17 protein-coding genes are annotated in these 17,635 nt (G+C 61.6%); 3 read left to right on the plus strand and 14 right to left on the minus strand.

Annotation, left to right across the window (positions count from 1 at the left end; translation table 11 throughout):
• Window positions 1-81: 81 nt before the first annotated feature.
• The 8 genes from hscA to B0G81_RS17875 form a co-directional block, all read right to left on the minus strand.
• Window positions 82-1,953, minus strand: a complete 1,872-nt coding sequence (gene hscA, locus B0G81_RS17840; RefSeq protein ID WP_134137831.1) for a Fe-S protein assembly chaperone HscA — start codon at window positions 1,951-1,953, stop codon at window positions 82-84.
• Between the two features lie 103 nt (window positions 1,954-2,056).
• Window positions 2,057-2,584, minus strand: coding sequence for a Fe-S protein assembly co-chaperone HscB (gene hscB / locus B0G81_RS17845; protein ID WP_134137832.1), 528 nt, complete (start codon window positions 2,582-2,584; stop codon window positions 2,057-2,059).
• A gap of 168 nt (window positions 2,585-2,752) precedes the next feature.
• On the minus strand, window positions 2,753-3,076 hold the full coding sequence (gene iscA, locus B0G81_RS17850; protein WP_028199494.1) for an iron-sulfur cluster assembly protein IscA: 324 nt from the start codon (window positions 3,074-3,076) through the stop codon (window positions 2,753-2,755).
• 158 nt (window positions 3,077-3,234) lie between these two features.
• Entirely contained in the window at window positions 3,235-3,648 is a 414-nt protein-coding gene (gene iscU / locus B0G81_RS17855; RefSeq protein ID WP_007181285.1) for a Fe-S cluster assembly scaffold IscU, read from the minus strand.
• A gap of 80 nt (window positions 3,649-3,728) precedes the next feature.
• Window positions 3,729-4,952 carry an IscS subfamily cysteine desulfurase gene (locus tag B0G81_RS17860; protein ID WP_106279439.1) on the minus strand — a complete coding sequence of 408 codons (1,224 nt, stop codon included), beginning with the start codon at window positions 4,950-4,952 and terminating at the stop codon, window positions 3,729-3,731.
• A 75-nt stretch (window positions 4,953-5,027) separates the two neighbouring features.
• Complete coding sequence (iscR, locus tag B0G81_RS17865) at window positions 5,028-5,558, minus strand: Fe-S cluster assembly transcriptional regulator IscR (protein WP_012433568.1); 531 nt, start codon at window positions 5,556-5,558, stop codon at window positions 5,028-5,030.
• Between the two features lie 134 nt (window positions 5,559-5,692).
• A complete protein-coding gene (locus B0G81_RS17870; RefSeq protein ID WP_134137833.1) occupies window positions 5,693-6,190 on the minus strand; it encodes a low molecular weight protein-tyrosine-phosphatase in 498 nt (165 codons plus the stop codon).
• A gap of 160 nt (window positions 6,191-6,350) precedes the next feature.
• Window positions 6,351-6,590, minus strand: a complete 240-nt coding sequence (locus B0G81_RS17875) for a hypothetical protein (RefSeq protein WP_134137834.1) — start codon at window positions 6,588-6,590, stop codon at window positions 6,351-6,353.
• Window positions 6,591-6,857: 267 nt separating this feature from the next.
• On the opposite strand from B0G81_RS17875, the gene B0G81_RS17880 reads away from it, so the two are divergent.
• Window positions 6,858-7,427, plus strand: coding sequence for a hypothetical protein (locus tag B0G81_RS17880; RefSeq protein ID WP_134137835.1), 570 nt, complete (start codon window positions 6,858-6,860; stop codon window positions 7,425-7,427).
• 223 nt (window positions 7,428-7,650) lie between these two features.
• Here the strand turns inward: B0G81_RS17880 and B0G81_RS17885 are convergent, their stop codons facing one another.
• Window positions 7,651-9,066, minus strand: a complete 1,416-nt coding sequence (locus B0G81_RS17885; protein WP_134137836.1) for a lactate utilization protein B — start codon at window positions 9,064-9,066, stop codon at window positions 7,651-7,653.
• A gap of 100 nt (window positions 9,067-9,166) precedes the next feature.
• Complete coding sequence (locus B0G81_RS17890) at window positions 9,167-9,889, minus strand: (Fe-S)-binding protein (protein WP_134137837.1); 723 nt, start codon at window positions 9,887-9,889, stop codon at window positions 9,167-9,169.
• 178 nt (window positions 9,890-10,067) lie between these two features.
• Here B0G81_RS17890 and B0G81_RS17895 point away from each other — a divergent pair, with 178 nt between their 5' ends.
• On the plus strand, window positions 10,068-10,874 hold the full coding sequence (locus B0G81_RS17895) for an IclR family transcriptional regulator (protein WP_134137838.1): 807 nt from the start codon (window positions 10,068-10,070) through the stop codon (window positions 10,872-10,874).
• Between the two features lie 103 nt (window positions 10,875-10,977).
• Here B0G81_RS17895 and pbpG read toward each other — a convergent pair whose 3' ends face one another.
• Complete coding sequence (pbpG, locus tag B0G81_RS17900; RefSeq protein WP_134137839.1) at window positions 10,978-12,174, minus strand: D-alanyl-D-alanine endopeptidase; 1,197 nt, start codon at window positions 12,172-12,174, stop codon at window positions 10,978-10,980.
• A 769-nt stretch (window positions 12,175-12,943) separates the two neighbouring features.
• Between pbpG and B0G81_RS17905 the strand changes: the two genes are divergently transcribed.
• A complete protein-coding gene (locus tag B0G81_RS17905; RefSeq protein WP_012433576.1) occupies window positions 12,944-13,516 on the plus strand; it encodes a phasin family protein in 573 nt (190 codons plus the stop codon).
• Between the two features lie 97 nt (window positions 13,517-13,613).
• On the opposite strand, the gene B0G81_RS17910 is transcribed toward B0G81_RS17905, so the two are convergent.
• The 3 genes from B0G81_RS17910 to aceF all read right to left on the minus strand — a co-directional run bounded on the left by B0G81_RS17910 (window position 13,614) and on the right by aceF (window position 17,591).
• On the minus strand, window positions 13,614-13,820 hold the full coding sequence (locus tag B0G81_RS17910) for a hypothetical protein (protein ID WP_134137840.1): 207 nt from the start codon (window positions 13,818-13,820) through the stop codon (window positions 13,614-13,616).
• Window positions 13,821-13,858: 38 nt separating this feature from the next.
• On the minus strand, window positions 13,859-15,664 hold the full coding sequence (lpdA, locus tag B0G81_RS17915) for a dihydrolipoyl dehydrogenase (protein ID WP_134137841.1): 1,806 nt from the start codon (window positions 15,662-15,664) through the stop codon (window positions 13,859-13,861).
• Window positions 15,665-15,926: 262 nt separating this feature from the next.
• Entirely contained in the window at window positions 15,927-17,591 is a 1,665-nt protein-coding gene (gene aceF, locus B0G81_RS17925) for a dihydrolipoyllysine-residue acetyltransferase (RefSeq protein WP_134137842.1), read from the minus strand.
• Window positions 17,592-17,635: the final 44 nt, after the last annotated feature.

A 17,635-nucleotide genomic window follows, 5' to 3' on the forward strand; every position in this document is an offset into this window, starting at 1 on the left:
GACTTTTTAAGTCCACGCGGCGCGATTCGGTTTTTTGCGGCGGCCTCTTGCAAGTCATGGCCGCCTGCCGCTAGCGCAGGCTCAGATCTCGTCGAGCTTGCGGCCGGCGAGCGCGCGGCGAATGCCCTTGTTCATCCGGCGGGCGGCGAATTCGTCGGTGCCTTCGGCGAGCGTTTTGGTGGCGGCTTCGATCGTGTCGACGTCGTCGCTTTGCGCGACGTTGCGCAACGCATCGAGGAGCTTGTCGAGTTCGGCGCGCTCGCTGTCGTCGAGCAGTTCGGCGTCGGCGGCCAGGGCGGCGTCGGTGGCTTCCAGGAGACGGCGCGCTTCGACCTGCGCTTCGCGCAGCGCACGCGCGCGCATGTCGACTTCAGCGGTCGAGAAACTGTCTTCGAGCATGCGGGCGATGTCGTCATCGGCGAGACCGTAAGATGGCTTGACCACCACCGACGCTTCCACGCCCGAGCCCTGCTCGCGTGCGAACACGGACAGCAGGCCGTCCGCGTCCACCTGATAGGTCACGCGAATGCGTGCCGCGCCGGCAGCCATCGGCGGAATGCCGCGCAGCTCGAAGCGCGCGAGCGAGCGGCAATCGCTGACGAGCTCGCGCTCGCCTTGCACGACGTGGATCGCCATGGCCGTCTGGCCGTCCTTGAAGGTGGTGAAATCCTGCGCTCGCGCGACCGGAATCGTCGAATTGCGCGGGATGATCTTTTCGGTCAAACCGCCCATCGTCTCGACGCCGAGCGAAAGCGGAATCACGTCGAGCAGCAGCCACTCGTCGCCGTCCGCACCGCGGTTGCCCGCGAGCAGATCGGCCTGAATCGCGGCGCCCAGCGCGACCACCTGATCGGGGTCGAGATTGATCAGCGGCGGCTGGCCGAAAAACGCCTCGACCGCGCGGCGAATCACGGGCATGCGCGTCGCGCCGCCGACCAGCACCACGCCCTTGATTTCCTTGGTCGTGACTTTGGCGTCGCGCAAAGCTTTTTTCGTCGGGCCCAGCGTGCGCTGCACCAGCGCCTGTGTGATGGCTTCCAAAGTGGCTTCGTCGATCGTCAGATCGAGCTGAGCGCCGTTCGAAAGCGTGGTCTGTAGCTTCGCACTCGGCGCGTCGGACAAGGCCTCCTTGGCCTCGCGGACGCTGTCCAACAGCAGGCGTACATCTTCCGGTGCGAGCGTTTGCGGCGCGATGCCCGCTTGCTCCAGCACATGGCGATACAGCGCGTGATCGAAATCGTCGCCGCCGAGCGCGGAATCACCGCCGGCCGCGAGTACTTCGAAAACGCCTTTGGTGAGCTTCAGAATCGACAGGTCGAAGGTGCCGCCGCCGAGGTCGTACACGGCATACAGACCCTCGGAACCGTTATCGAGGCCGTAGGCAATCGCGGCTGCGGTCGGTTCGTTCAGGAGACGCAGCACATTCAGGCCGGCCAGACGCGCTGCGTCTTTGGTCGCCTGCCGCTGGGCTTCGTCGAAGTAAGCCGGCACCGTGATGACCGCGCCGACCAGTTCGTCGCCGAGCGTGTCTTCGGCGCGCTGACGCAGCGTCGCGAGAATTTCGGCCGACACTTCGACCGGGCTCTTCACGCCGTCGACGGTGCGGATCTGCACCATGCCGGGTGCGTCGATGAAATCGTACGGCGCGTTTTCGGCGCCCTCCACTTCCGCCTTGCCGCGCCCCATGAAACGCTTGACCGAGACGATCGTGTTGCGCGGATCGCTCGCCGCCTCAGCCTTGGCCGTGCGGCCGATACGTCGGCCGCCTTTTTCGAGGTAGCGCACCACCGACGGCAGCAGCGCATGGCCGTCGGCGTCGGGCAGCACGTCGGGCACGCCGCTGCGCACGGCGGCGACGAGAGAATTGGTGGTGCCGAGATCGATACCGACCGCCAGACGCCGCTGGTGGGGCGCCGGCGCCATGCCGGGTTCGGAGATTTGCAGTAGGGCCATCTGGATCTTCTCGGGGCCGCTCGGCCCCGTCCTGAATTTTCGCGTTGCTGGATGAATTGCTACGGCTCTTCTGGCGGCCATCGCCGCGTTCGTGGCGCGCCCGCTAGTTCTCGAGCCGCTCGATCTGCGTGCCGATTTCCGACGCCACCCGCTCGATGAACATCAACTGCCGCACTGCCTCGCCGGCCGCCTGATTCGCGCCGCTATCGAGCAGCGCGCCGAGCTTGTCGAAACGCATGCGTTCTTCGTCGCGCAGTTCGGTGAGCAAGGCGTCTAGCGCGTCGATGTTCTTTGCCGCGGCCGCGTCTTCGATGCCTTCGCGCCATTCCATCTGCTGCATGAGAAACGCCGGCTCCATCGCCGTATTATTCTCCGCGCCCACGTCGATGCCACGCAGATGCAACAGATAGGTGGCGCGCTTCAGCGGATCGCGCAGCGTCTGATACGCCTCGTTGGTCCGCGTCGCCCATTGCATCGCAATGCGCTTCTGCGCGTCGCCGGCCGCCGCGAAGCGGTCCGGATGCACTTGAGCCTGGACCGTGCGGTAGGCGTGATCGAGCGCGGATGCGTCGAGCGCGAACTGCGCCGGCAGATCGAACAGGTCGAAGTGGCTGTCGTTCAGCGAGGCCATCGGATAAAAGAAGTCCGTTCAGGAAAGCGCACCGGAGTGCAGTCTAAAAGCGCGGTCTTGCGACGAATGAGCGGCGGTACATGCAGCACCGGCACAGGCGAATTCGCGGATCAAATTAAAAAGGCGGCACGCGCCGCCTTTGATCCGCTGCACGCGGAATGTCCCGATTTACACGCGGAATGATTCGCCGCAACCGCATTCGTCCTTCACGTTCGGGTTGTTGAACTTGAAGCCTTCGTTCAACCCTTCGCGTGCGAAGTCGAGTTCGGTGCCGTCGATATAAGCGAGGCTCTTCGGGTCGACAATGATCTTCACGCCGTTGCAATCGAACACTTCGTCTTCGGGCGCGAGTTCATCCACGTACTCGAGCTTGTAAGCCAAGCCGGAGCAACCTGTTGTACGCACGCCGACGCGCAAGCCGACGCCTTTACCGCGCCGGGTCAGATACTTCTGGACGTGCTGTGCTGCCTTTTCGGTCAACGTAATTGCCATAGCGTTTCTCATTGCGCAGTGCGTGCCGGTCATACCTCTACCTGCTCACGCGCTGCTACCCTGCCTGCGTCAAATATCGTTCGTGCCGGACGGCTGGCGTTAATTCGCGCCGTCGTCCGTTTCGATTTACCTGAAACCGCGCCGCAACCGCCGCTTGATCAAGCGTGCTGCTTTTCGTCCGCGACGACCGCTTCACCGTGGCGTTGCTTGTAGTCGGCGACCGCTGCCTTGATCGCGTCTTCCGCGAGGATCGAGCAGTGGATCTTCACCGGCGGCAGCGCCAGTTCTTCGGCGATCTGCGTGTTCTTGATCGACATGGCTTGATCGAGTGTCTTGCCCTTCACCCATTCGGTGACGAGCGAGCTCGATGCAATCGCCGAACCGCAGCCATACGTCTTGAACTTCGCGTCTTCGATGATGCCGTCCGCGCCCACGCGGATCTGCAGCTTCATCACGTCGCCGCACGCCGGTGCGCCGACCATGCCGGTGCCGACTGCATCGTCGTCTTTCGCGAAGGAACCGACGTTGCGCGGGTTTTCGTAGTGGTCCAGAACCTTGTCGCTATAAGCCATGATGACACTCCTTGATTCGTTTCAACCTGCAATTCGTGCAGTTAGCAATTCGATAAATTCGACGTTGTCCAAACGGCGCGTCAGTGCGCTGCCCACTGGATGGTCGAAATATCGATCCCGTCCTTATGCATTTCCCACAGCGGCGACAAATCGCGCAGCTTCGAAATCTTGGTCTTCAGCAGGTTGATCACGTAGTCGACGTCCTGTTCGGTCGTGAAGCGGCCCACCGTGAAGCGGATCGAGCTATGCGCCAGCTCGTCGTTACGGCCGAGCGCGCGCAACACATACGACGGTTCCAGCGAAGCCGACGTACAGGCCGAGCCCGACGACACCGCTACATCCTTGACCGCCATGATCAGCGATTCGCCTTCGACGAAATTGAAGCTGATATTCAGGTTGTGCGGCACACGCTTTTCCATGTCGCCGTTCACATACACTTCTTCCATTTGCGACAGGCCGCGCAGCAGACGATCGCGCAGCATGCGGATGCGTTCGTTCTCCGTCGCCATTTCTTCGCGCGCGAGACGGAACGCTTCGCCCATGCCGACGATCTGATGCGTGGCCAGTGTGCCCGAACGCATGCCGCGCTCGTGACCGCCGCCGTGCATCTGCGCTTCGATACGGATACGCGGCTTGCGACGCACGTACAGCGCGCCGATGCCCTTCGGACCGTAGGTCTTGTGCGCCGAGAACGACATCAGGTCGACCTTCAGCTTTTGCAGGTCGATTTCGATCTTGCCGGTGGCTTGCGCCGCGTCGACGTGGAAAATGATGCCCTTTTCACGCGTGATCTCGCCGATCGCCTCGATGTCCTGGATCACGCCGATCTCGTTGTTCACCGACATGACCGACACCAGAATCGTGTCCGGGCGCAGTGCCGCCTTGAATTTTTCAAGGTCGATCAGGCCGTCGTCCTTGACGTCCAGATACGTGACTTCGAAGCCTTCGCGCTCGAGTTCACGGCAGGTGTCGAGCACGGCCTTGTGCTCGGTCTTCACCGTGACGATGTGCTTGCCCTTGCTCTTGTAGAAGTGCGCGGCGCCCTTGATGGCCAGGTTGTCCGACTCCGTGGCACCCGAGGTCCAGATGATTTCGCGCGGATCGGCGTTCACCAGCGCGGCGACATTCTCACGCGCTTCTTCGACTGCGCGCTCCGCCGCCCAGCCATACGAGTGGCTGCGCGATGCGGGATTGCCGAACTGCTCGCGCAGATACGGAATCATCTTGTCCACCACGCGCGGATCGATCGGCGTCGTCGCGCTGTAGTCCATGTAGATGGGCAGATGGAGAGTGTCGTTATTCATCAATTGCTCCGGGGACGTCATGTGCTCTGGCTTCTGGGTTTCTTATCAGGCTGCGGTGACTGCTCGATACCGCGCCTAGGAACCGGCCATGTTGAAAACTGAATTTGGCCCTTTCGGCGCCACGCGGACGGGTTCGACCGCCGGCGCTTCGTTGCGCCTGTCGCGTATCACGGCCGGCGCGCCTTCCCGCGAGCGCTGCTGATCGACCAGATCCTTCAGGGACACCGAATCGAGGTACTCGACCATTTTCTGGTTCAGCGTGGACCACAGCTCGTGCGTCATGCAGTGGCCGTCGTGCTGTTTGGTGCCCTCGCACGAGCCCTTGCCGCCGCATTGGGTGGCGTCGAGCGGCTCGTCGACCGCGATGATGATGTCGGCCACCGTCACGTCTTCAGCGCGGCGGGCCAGATTGTAGCCGCCGCCCGGTCCGCGCACGGACTCGACGATTTCATGACGACGCAGCTTGCCAAACAACTGCTCGAGGTACGACAGGGAGATGTGTTGGCGCTGGCTGATACCCGCAAGCGTCACCGGGCCCTGCTCCTGGCGCAGTGCCAGGTCAATCATCGCCGTGACGGCGAAACGGCCTTTCGTGGTGAGTCTCATATGGTGTGGGAACCGCAATTCTCGACAAGTTTTGTCAAGTATAAATACATGAGCGATTTAGTCAAGTATCCCTACCGCGATTTGGGTCATTTGCTTAATTGCTGAATAAGCCCGGCGCGCGCTCTCGCCGAACTCTATGGAAGCAATTGGGGACGCAGCGCCGCGATGAGGCCGCGGCAGGCAACTTCACATTGATCCAGCACTTGCTCGAAACCTTCCACGCCGCCGAAATACGGATCGACGACTTCGCGGGCGCCGCTCCAGCGGGCGTCCCCTTCGGGCACAAATTCCATCAGCAGACGAATCTTGTCGCGTTGCTGCGGCGGGCATATCTGACGCAACGCGACGATATTTTTGTCGTCCATGGCGATCAGCAGATCGAAGCGGTCGAAATCCGCCGCGGCGATCTGACGGCCGCGCAAGTCGGCGAGCTCATAGCCGCGCCGGCCGGCCGCCTGCTGCGCGCGCTCGTCCGGCGGCTCGCCGATGTGCCAGTCACCCGTTCCAGCGGAGTCGATCACAATGCGTTCCGCGAGCTTCGCCTCGCCGACCAGATGACGCATCACACCTTCCGCGGTCGGCGAACGACAGATGTTCCCGAGGCAGACAAAGCAGATGGATACGGTTTTCATCGAGGGCTTTTTCGGGCGCGTGAGGCCCGCAGGCAGACTGTTAATAAATGTTGCCGCGATTATACAAAGCTGGCCGGAATCTCGCCGGGAGCCGGGGCGCGGCTGTCGCCAGCGTGGCAGTGGGTACAACGGCCGATTGTGGTCACGCTCGACCCCGTGCTTACGACGCTTCCGCCACCGGCATCGCCGTGGCGGCGCGCATCGGTTTGGCCGGCAACGTCGAGGCGTCGTCGATCATTCCGTACGAAACGGCACGCGCGAGTTCGGCCGTCAGCTGGTCGGCGGCGAGCGGAGCTTGCGGGACGCGCGACGCGGCGTTGCCACAAATATGCAGATAAGCAGCCGCAGCAAGCGGCAAAACGATGGCGAGGGGCCAGTACACCGATATTGTCTTTTTCATGATGTCGATTCTTCCGATTGGGGCAGTTGAGTTCGTTAACCACTATGCCCAGTCGAAATCTTATAGAAATTCACAATCGGGAAAAACCCACTGGCGCGACATAGAGCGTTGCTCTGGATGGAACAGTGAATTCACGTTTCGGTGCGCACGACGTTCCACACGGGTCATGGCACAGAAAATAAATCCTTACAAACACATACAAAGCTCTTGCGACGGATGGCGATAATAGCGGTCTTACAGAAACAAAATCCCGCATCGGTCGATCACATGAAACGCTTTGGTTTTGCACCACTCGCCTGCCTCGCTGTCACCACCCTGCTGGGCGGCTGCGCGGTCTATCCGGACGGCACGCCCATGTATAGCAATGGCTACGGCGGCGGCTATAGCGGCTATGACAATTACGATGGCTACGCCCCCGGTGTGCCGGTCGTGCCGCAAACCAACGTATACATCGGCTATAGCGACTACTACGGCCCCGGCTACTACAACAACGGGCCGGGCCGCTATTACGGACCGGGACCCGGCTACGGCGGTTATCCCGACCGGGGTCGGCCGAACAACGGCAATTATGGAAACAACGGCAATCACGGCGACAACGGCGGCTGGCACGGTCAGCCGAACGGCGGATCACACGGCGGACCGCCGCCGCAGGGTGCTGTCGGTGGCCCGCGCGGACCGAGCGGATCGAATGCGCCTCGACCGGGGGCGGGCAGCCCGCCGCCACCGCCCCCCCCGCAGCAGCAGGCCGGTGGCGGAGGCGGTCACGGCAACGGCAATAACGGCGCACCCGTGCGAGGGGTGCCGGGTCGCCAGTCGGGCCAGATGACGGACCACTGATCTGGACGAACCGCTTGGTTGTCGCGCGGTACGCATGCGCTGATGCGCAGGCGCACCGCGCTCTGATTTTTGCGGCGACAACATGCGGGTGGCCCCGGCGATATCACATAGACGGCATTGCGCTTCGACGCGAGACGAGACAGCGCGATACCGGAACCACCGGCTCGCCTAATGCCGAGCGAATAGAAACAGACGACAGCAATGTCGGCCCATCAACGCTTACTCAGCCAATATGACTGCGCTGCGCCGCGTACAACTCCCTGAACGTTCGGCCGACCGGAGCGGGCATATCCCGCGTATTGGTCCAGCCCGCGCCGCCCAGCGGCAGCTTGGCGATCGACCGGTTTCTCCCGCCCATGCGTTCCAGCACACGCACAGCCAGCTTGGTGAAAAGCGCGTAAGCGTCCGGATGCAGCGCCAGAAAACCCCACACGGCGAGTCCCATGCGCTCTTTCCACGGCCGCAGACGCCGCTCCACCTGCTTCTCGCGAAGCTTTCGCAACAGGTCGGATAGCGGAATGCCCACCGGGCACACGCTATTGCACTCGCCGCACAAGGTCGCGGCCTGGGGCAAATCCAGCGCTTTGTCGATGCCGACATAGCTCGGCGTCAACACTGAACCCATCGGGCCGGGATACACCCAGCCGTAAGCATGCCCGCCCACCTTCTGATACACCGGGCAATGGTTCATGCACGCGCCGCAGCGGATGCACCTCAGCATGTCCTGGAAGTCGCCGCCGATCAGCCCCGTGCGCCCGCCGTCGACAAGCACCACGTACATATGCTCGGGACCGTCCTGGTCGCCCTCGCCGCGCGGCCCCGTCAACAGGGAAAAATAGTTCGAGGTGGTCTGCCCGGTCGCCGAGCGCGGCAGGAGACGCATCGCCGTAGCCAGATCTTCGAGTGTTGGCAGCACTTTCTCGATGCCCGTCACCGCCACATGCACGCGTGGCATCACGGTGCACATGCCCTCGTTGCCCTCGTTCGTGACCAGCACGACCGAGCCCGTTTCCGCCACCACGAAATTGCCGCCTGTCACGCCCATGTCAGCGGTCATGAAATGCGGACGCAGCATCTCGCGGGCTTCGCGCGTCATGTCAGTGATTTCGGTCAGGCGTGGCCGGTTGTGAGTCTTCGCAAACAGGTCGGCGATCTCGTCCTTATCTTTATGGACGACCGGCGCGATGATGTGGCTGGGCGGCTCGTTATCGTTGATCTGCAGAATGTACTCGCCCAGATCGGTTTCGATGGATTGCACGCCCATCTGCCCGAGCACTTCATTCAGGCGCATTTCTTCGGTGACCATCGACTTGGTCTTGATCACCTTCTTCACCTCGTGCCGGCGCGCAATGTCGCCGACCAGCCGCGCGGCCTCCTGGGTCGTCTCCGCGAACAGCACCGTCACGCCGCGCCGGGCCGCTTCGCGCTCGAAGCTTTCCAGCCACACGTCGAGATTTCCCAGCGCGCGATTGCGACGCTCCTTCAGCGCGGCGCGCGTGGCGGGGAAATCGATCGCGGTCATGGCCGTGGCGCGGGCCGACACGAACTTGGTCGATAGCTTGGTGAGATTCTGCTGCAGACGCTGGTCGGCGAGTTTCTGACCGGCGCGTGCCTTGAATTGCATCGATTGGACTTGCATGGCGGCCTTGGGCGTAATCAGGCAATACGAACGAAGCGCGAGCGGACGCGAGTCAAGCGCGCATATCTGGATGAAGACGGTGCACGTGTAGCCGCCCGCGTTATACGTCGCCGGCCAGCACCTGCGCGATGTGCAGCACGCGCGTGGTGGCGTCGCCGGTGCGCCGCAGACGGCCTTCAATATTCAGCATGCAGCCGAGGTCGCCCAGCACCACCGTGCCAGTGCCGCTCGCCCGAATATTCGCGCACTTTTCGTCGACGATCGCCGTGGAGATATCGCCGTACTTGACCGCGAACGTGCCGCCGAAGCCGCAACAATGCTCGCAATCCTTCATCTCGTTCACCGTCACGCCGACCTGCGCCAGCAAGGCGCGCGGCTGCGCCTTCACGCCGAGCTCACGCAGCCCGGAGCAGGAGTCGTGATACGTGACCTGTCCCGCGAACTCGCCCGGCTGCAATTGCACCTTGGCCACGTTGACAAGGAAATCGGTCAGCTCGAACACCTTGGCGCGCAGCCGGCCGAAGCGGTTCATCAGTTCGGGGTCGTCGGCGAAGAGGTCGCCGTAATGCGCGCGGATCATGCCACCGCACGAACCGGACGGGACCACGACGTAATCGAACTGCTCGAACTCGCGCAGGGTCTTCTCGGCCAGATCGCGCGCGATGCGCCGCTCCCCCGAGTTGTACGCCGGTTGCCCGCAACAGGTTTGCGCGGGCGGCACCATCACCTCGAATCCGGCGCCTTCGATCAACTTGATGACCGAAAAACCGATCTCGGGACGCATCAGGTCGATCAGGCAGGTAACGAACAATCCGACTCGCATGAGCCCTCCTTCGGGAAAACGTGCCTGATTATCCGCTGTTTGCCGCACAATACCAACGGCCGGAAGGCATACGACGAAAGCGGCCTGATTTGGAATAGGCGTTCCAACCGCTTTCCATCTTTTCACAATACGGGATACAATCAATTTCCGCTGTTTGACGCGTCAACCGATTCCTCCCATGAGCGATACGAACCCGGATCCCAAAACTTCGATCCAGGTGATCGAACGCATGATGCGCTTGCTCGACGCACTCGCTGCGCATAGCGACCCGGTCAGCCTGAAAGAACTCGCCATCCGCACGGAGCTGCATCCGTCCACCGCGCACCGCATCCTGAACGATATGGTGATGTGCCGGCTGGTCGACCGGTCGGATCCCGGCACTTACCGTCTCGGCATGCGCCTGCTCGAACTGGGCAATCTGGTGAAGGCGCGCCTGTCGGTGCGCGACGCGGCGCTCACGCCGATGCGCGAATTGCATCGTCAGACGGGCCAGACGGTGAATCTGTCGGTGCGTCAGGGCGACGAGATCGTCTATATCGAGCGCGCGTATTCCGAGCGATCCGGCATGCAAGTGGTGCGGGCGATTGGCGGACGGGCGCCGTTGCATCTGACCTCGGTGGGCAAGCTATTCCTCGCCGCCGACGAATCCACCCGCGTGCGAGCCTACGCCACCCGCACTGGTTTGTCGGGCCACACGCAGAACAGCATCACCGACCTGACCAAACTGGAGCGCGAGTTGTCGCACGTGCGCCAGCAGGCGTGCGCGCGAGACAACGAAGAACTGGAACTAGGCGTGCGCTGCATCGCCGCCGGCATTTACGACGACACTGGCAAGCTGGTCGCCGGTCTATCGCTGTCGGCGCCGGCGGATCGCCTGCAAGACGCCTGGATTGGCCAGCTTAGCCAGACCGCGTTGATGATCTCGGAGTCGCTCGGCTACCGGCCGCAACCCTCGCAAGACCATTCGCATAGCCATCACGCGTAAGCCGGCACTTCGCCTCTTCCGCTCAAAACAAAAAGCCTCGCAAAAAATGCGAGGCTTTTTGCTTTCATGCGGCCGGTCGGAAGCCGGCCACTGAACAAACGCTTCAGGTACCCGGACCGCCGGCGTCCGCGCTGGTAATGCGCGGCTCGCCGCCGCCGTTATCCAACCACGTGCGCAGACGTGTGGCGTCGGCGAAACGCGAGTATTTACCCGACGAGTCGAGCAGCACCATGATCATCGGGCGGCCGTGAATAGTCGCCTGCATCACGAGGCACTCACCCGCTTCGTTGATGAAGCCGGTCTTCTGCAGACCAATGTCCCACGTCGGATTGCGCACCAGCGCATTCGTGCTGTTGTACGCGAGCGAGCGCTTGCCGGTGTACACCTCGTAGCTGTGATCGGTCGAGAACTTGCGGATCAACGGATACTGGTACGCCGCGTTGACCATCTTCACGAGATCGCGTGCGCTCGACACGTTCTGGCTCGTCAAGCCCGTGGGGTTTTCAAAGTGCGTGTCGGTCATGCCAAGTTGCCTGGCCTTCGCGTTCATAGCCGCGAGAAATGCCGGACGGCCGCCCGGGAAATAGCGCGACAGCGCCGCGGCCGCGCGATTTTCCGACGCCATCAGCGCGATGTGCAGCATATCTTCACGCGACAGCACCGAGCCCACCGACAAACGCGAGCCGGTGTTCTTTTCGTAATCCCGGTCTTCGTCCGTGACTTCGATCTGGTCGGTCATGGCCTCTTTCGAGTCCAGCACCACCATTGCGGTCATCAGCTTGGTGATCGACGCGATCGGCACCACGGCGCGCGAGTTCTTGTCGAACAGCGATTCGCCCGAGTTCTGATCGATCACGTAGGCGACGCTCGAGCGCAGCATGAGAGCGTCCGGCGTTTCGTGCAGACCGAAAGCCTGACCGACGCTCGGTTGACGCGGTTCGTACGCGATGCGGCGCACCACCGAGTGATGACGGCCGTTCGACGTGTACGTGACGCGCTTGCGCTTGACGCCCGCGCGCGGCGCGTCGTCGTCAGCGGCGGCTACGGTCTTTGCAGCCGCGCCTTTGTTCGCTTTCGAGGCCTTGCTCGACACCTTGGTCTTGGTATCAGACTCGGCAGCCGGCTTTTTGGCCGCTTTGGCGTGTTTGGAAGTTTTTGCAGTTGCAGCGGGCGTGGCGGCAAAAGCGCTCACGGGCGTGGCAAACGCCGCTGCGATGACCATGGAGACGGCCACCGACAGCGCGGTGCTGCGGGCCGCGCCGTGGATCACTTTTAGCGACGAAAACATGTCGGTTTTCATGGGTGTTCGGTAGGGAGCGGCGAGAGGTTTCCGCAAGTGTAGTAAAACAACGAAAAATTAGCAATTTGAAGCACTTATACGCGCTCCTTAAACCGGCTTGTAAGCTCCGATCGCAAAAACACGAATAAGTGCCGCGCATCGATCGAAAAAAACGATCGCCGGCGCGTTACGCCTCGCCGCTGCCGCCCTATGCCGCAATCGAGGTGATTCTTCCAGCATAACGGCAATTTCGAGGCAACCTTGATCAGGGGAAATACGGTAGAGCACGTGCGGTCAAAAACCGCCGGACCAACCGGGCCGGAGTCGAACAGCGCGGTTGTTAAACGCCTGCTGCAGACCGCCAACGCGCATTCGACCAGCATCTAGCATTAACGTTCCGTGACACTTTTCGGTTTACACCGGAACGGCCATCGAGAGCTTTTTTAACAAGTGCCGGCTGTTAGCCGCCCCGCGTTGGCATGCACCCGCCGGTCAGATAGACCTTACCATTTCGTAATAAATACAGCATGATTGAGCACCAGTGCGGTGCGGCGATTAAGTTGACCTGCGTCATGAAGATGTCATGCCGATCGCATAACGCTATGTTTTATCAGTAGTTTCTTAATATTGTGCGACGCACAAAAAGCACTTGACATTCCTTGCAGCCATCCTAAAATAGCAATCATTGCTGCGATGCACAATTCATCGCGGTCCGGCGGGATGCACCAATGTATCTCACCATTCACCAATGCGGTCCGCACAGACAGACCGCAATCCAGGAGCGTAAACCATGACTCTGCTGACCCCTGAGCAATTCGCCGCAGCCCAGAAAGCCAACTTTGAAACGTTGTTCGGCCTGACGACCAAAGCATTTGAAGGCGTCGAAAAGCTGGTTGAGCTGAACCTGCAAGTCGTGAAGTCGACGCTCGCGGAAAGCCAGGAAAATGCCCAACGCGCCCTGTCGGTCAAGGACGCGCAAGAATTGCTGGCACTGCAAGCAAGCCTTGCACAGCCGGTGGCTGAAAAGGCGCTGTCGTACGGCCGTCATGTGTACGAAATCGTTTCGGCAACGCAAGGTGAATTCACCCGCGTCGCGGAAGCGCAATTCGAAGAGCAAAACCGCAAGGTCCAATCGCTCGTCGAGAACGTCGCAAAGAATGCACCGGCTGGTTCGGAAACCGCTGTCGCCGTCCTGAAGTCGGCTATCACGGCTGCCAACACCACGTACGACACGGTCCACAAGGCCACCAAGCAAGCTGTCGAAATCGCTGAAAGCAACTTCAATGCAGCTGCAACGGCCGCATCGAAGGCAGCTTCGCAAGCCGCCGCACAAGCATCGCGCTCGGCCAAGAAGGCAGTCTAAGTTTCAGTTTCAAGCATCACCCAACGCCGGCACAGCTTGAACGCTGTGCCGGCGTTACCGCAAGCAACAGCGTAGTGCCGTTGCCGTTGACACGGTGTCAACTGGCCGAACGCTCCGATACGTTGAATAGCGTATCGTTTGCCCGGCGAAAGGCCGGGATTTTTTTATGCGACGCTTTCTCGCCGTCGCGTGAATCGTTCAGCATGTGTTGATGAGACCGTCGTCCCGACGGCAACCGCCCTACTCCGCTGCCCAAAGAAAAAACGGCGCGCCCCGCAAAGGGCGCGCCGTTTTTTTGCTTCATCGAGCCCGCCTGCACGAGTGCAGGCAGACCGAATCGCGCTACTTCTTTTTCTGCGGCGGCAGGTCGGTACAGACACCTTCGTACAACTCGGCGGCCATGCCGATCGATTCGCCGAGCGTCGGATGCGGGTGAATCGTCTTACCGATATCCGTTGCGTCCGCACCCATCTCGACCGCGAGACACACTTCGCTGATCAGGTCGCCCGCATTCAGACCGACAATCCCGCCGCCGATCACGCGATGCGTTTCCTCGTCGAACAGCAGCTTCGTGAAGCCTTCGTCGCGGCCGTTGGCGATCGCGCGGCCCGACGCGGCCCACGGGAACACCGCCTTGCCGTACTTGATGCCCTCGGCCTTCAACTGGTCTTCCGTCTTGCCGGCCCACGCCACTTCCGGATCGGTGTAAGCCACCGACGGAATCTGCAGCGCGTCGAAGTACGCCTTCTCGCCGTGTGCGACTTCGGCGGCGACGTGAGCTTCATGCACGGCCTTATGCGCGAGCATCGGCTGACCGACGATATCGCCGATCGCGAAGATGTGCGGCACATTCGTGCGCATCTGCTTGTCCACGTCGATGAAGCCGCGATCCGTCACCGCGACGCCGGCCTTGTCCGCGCCGATCTTCTTGCCGTTCGGCGAACGGCCGACGGCAACCAGCACCAGGTCATAACGCTGCGCTTCCGCCGGCGCCTTCTCGCCTTCGAACGACACATAGATGCCGTCGTCTTTCGCTTCGGCTGCGGTGGTCTTCGTCTTCAGCATGACGTTGGCGAAACGCTTGCTGTTGTACTTCTCCCAGACCTTGACCAGATCGCGGTCCGCGCCGGCCATCAGACCGTCGAGCATTTCGACCACGTCGATCTGCGCGCCGAGCGTGGCATACACCGTCGCCATTTCCAGGCCGATAATGCCGCCACCGATCACCAGCATGCGTTGCGGAATCTGGCGCAGTTCGAGCGCGCCGGTCGAATCGACCACACGCGGATCTTCCGGAATGAACGGCAGCTTCACCGCTTCCGAGCCCGCGGCGATGATCGCCTGCTTGAACTTGACGACCTTCTTGCCGCCCTCGACCTGCACTTCCATATGATGCGGATCGACGAACGAGCCCGTGCCCGTGACCACTTCGACCTTGCGCATTTTCGCCATGCCGGCGAGACCGCCGGTGAGCTTCTTGACGACGCCCGACTTGAAGTCGCGCAGCTTGTCGAGATCGATTTGCGGCTTGCCGAACGTGATGCCGTGCGAGCCGAGCGCTTCGGCCTCGTCGATCACGAGCGCCGTGTGCAACAACGCTTTCGACGGAATACAGCCGACGTTCAGACACACGCCGCCGAGCGTCGAGTAACGCTCGACCAGCACTGTCTTCATACCCAGGTCGGCCGACCGGAACGCCGCCGAATAGCCGCCGGGACCCGAACCGAGCACGAGCATGTCGCACTCGATATCCGCGTTGCCGGAGAAGCTACCCGCCTGCGGAGCAGGCGCGGCAGCCTTGGCCGGAGCCGCCGCTTGCGCGGCTTGCGGTTTGGCGTCCGCTTGAGCGGGCGCCTTCTCGGGTTCCTTGGCTGGAGCCTTCGGCGCGTCTTTCGCGGGCGCTGCGTCCGCCGATGTTTCGACGAGCGCGATCACCGTGCCTTGCGAGACTTTATCGCCGGCTTTGACGCGAACTTCCTTGACTGTGCCGGCGGCATCGCTCGGCACTTCGATGGAGGCCTTATCGGACTCGAGCGTCATGAGAGCCTGTTCGTTCTCGATGACATCGCCCGCTTTGATATTGACTTCGATGACATCGACGTCTTTGAAGTCACCGATATCCGGCACTTTTACTTCGACGAGACTCATTAGTGTCCCCTTCTCGTATTGATCGTGATGAAGGAAGAACCGAAAGAAAGCAGCCTACAAGCTGGCAACGCGGCGAACAGAATCATCCTTTGCTGTCCGCCCAAGGACGCGCCTTTCTTTTGCCTACTTTTCTTTGGAAGACAAAGAAAAGTAGGTGCCGCCCCGCACAGGGGCGACCCTAATAGACCGACAAGCAATCAGGTTCCACAAAGAGACGCGGATAACAGAAACAGAAAGAACCCGCGCCCACGCAACTACACGATCAAAGAATCACACGCCGGAAATCGGCAAGAAGCGCCCCAAGATACGCATTGAACCTGGCCGCCGCGGCACCATCAATCACACGATGGTCATACGACAAAGAAAGCGGCAGGATCAAACGCGGCACAAACTGCTTACCATCCCAAACCGGCTTCATCGCACCACGCGACAGACCAAGAATGGCCACTTCAGGCGCATTGATAATCGGCGTGAAGTTCGTGCCACCAATGCCACCCAAAGAGGAAATCGAGAAGCACCCGCCTTGCATCTGATCCGGCTTCAGCTTGCCGTCACGCGCAGCCTTCGACAGCTCGGCCATTTCCTTGGCGATATCGATCAAACCCTTCTTATCCGCATCGCGAATGACAGGAACGACCAGACCGTTCGGCGTATCAGCCGCGAACCCGATATGGAAGTACTGCTTGAACACCAGGTTATCGCCATCGAGGCTGGCATTGAACGTCGGGAACTGCTTCAAAGCCGACACCACAGCCTTGATCACGAAAGCCAGCATGGTGATCTTCACACCCGACTTTTCGTTTTCCTTGTTCAACTGCACGCGCAATGCTTCGAGCTCGGTGATATCCGCTTCGTCGTTATTCGTGACGTGCGGAATCATGACCCAGTTGCGATGCAGATTCGCGCCCGAAATCTTCTTGATGCGCGAGAGCGGCTTCGGATCGACCGGACCGAACTTCGTGAAGTCCACCTTCGGCCACGGCAGCAGGTTCAACTCGCCGCCACCGCCCGCGGCCGCCGGTGCAGCCGCACCAGCCGGCGCAGCACGCTGACCGGTCATGACGCCCTTGATGAAGGCGGTCACGTCGGCTTGCGTGATACGGTTCTTCGGACCCGTGCCCTGCACCTGCGTCACATCGACACCGAGCTCGCGCGCGAATTTACGCACGGACGGCGACGCATGACTCGCGTGCCGCGCACCGCCTTCGCCAGCTGGAATCACCGGTGCCTGAGCGAGCGCCGAGGGAGCCGCCGGAGCCGGCGACGGCGCAGCCGGCGCATCGGACGGCTTCTCGACCGCTTGCTTCGGAGCCGGAGCAGGAGCCGCGGCCGCGCCGCCTTCGGCTTCCACGACCACGATCACCGAGCCTTCCGACACGGTATCGCCTACCTTGACCTTCACTTCCTTGACGACGCCGGCGGCCGAGCTCGGCACGTCCATGGTCGCCTTATCGGATTCGAGCGTGACCAGCGACTGCTCTTTCTCGACGCGATCGCCGACCTTCACCGCGACTTCGATCACGGGAATGTCTTTGTAGTCGCCGATATCCGGCACTTTGACTTCCTGCAGACCGCCGCCGCTCGCCGCGGGTGAGGGTGCCGGCGCAGCAGCAGGCGTGGCCGAAGGTGCCGCCGACGGAGCCGGTGCGGCAGCAGGCGCCGGAGCCGGCGCAGCCGCGCCACCTTCCGCACCTTCCAGCACGACGATCAGCGAACCTTCCGACACGTTGTCGCCGACCTTGACCTTCACTTCCTTGACGACGCCGGCGGCCGAGCTCGGCACGTCCATGGTCGCCTTGTCGGATTCCAGCGTAACGAGCGATTGCTCTTTTTCGACGGTGTCACCCGCCTTCACCAGCACCTCGATCACAGGAATGTCCTTGTAATCGCCGATGTCCGGCACCTTGACTTCGATCGCTTGACTCATTGTTAGTGTCTCCTGGGCCGCGCACGCGGCCTGCCCCTGCCAAC

Source organism: Paraburkholderia sp. BL6665CI2N2 (genome assembly GCF_004366535.1).
GTDB lineage: Bacteria > Pseudomonadota > Gammaproteobacteria > Burkholderiales > Burkholderiaceae > Paraburkholderia.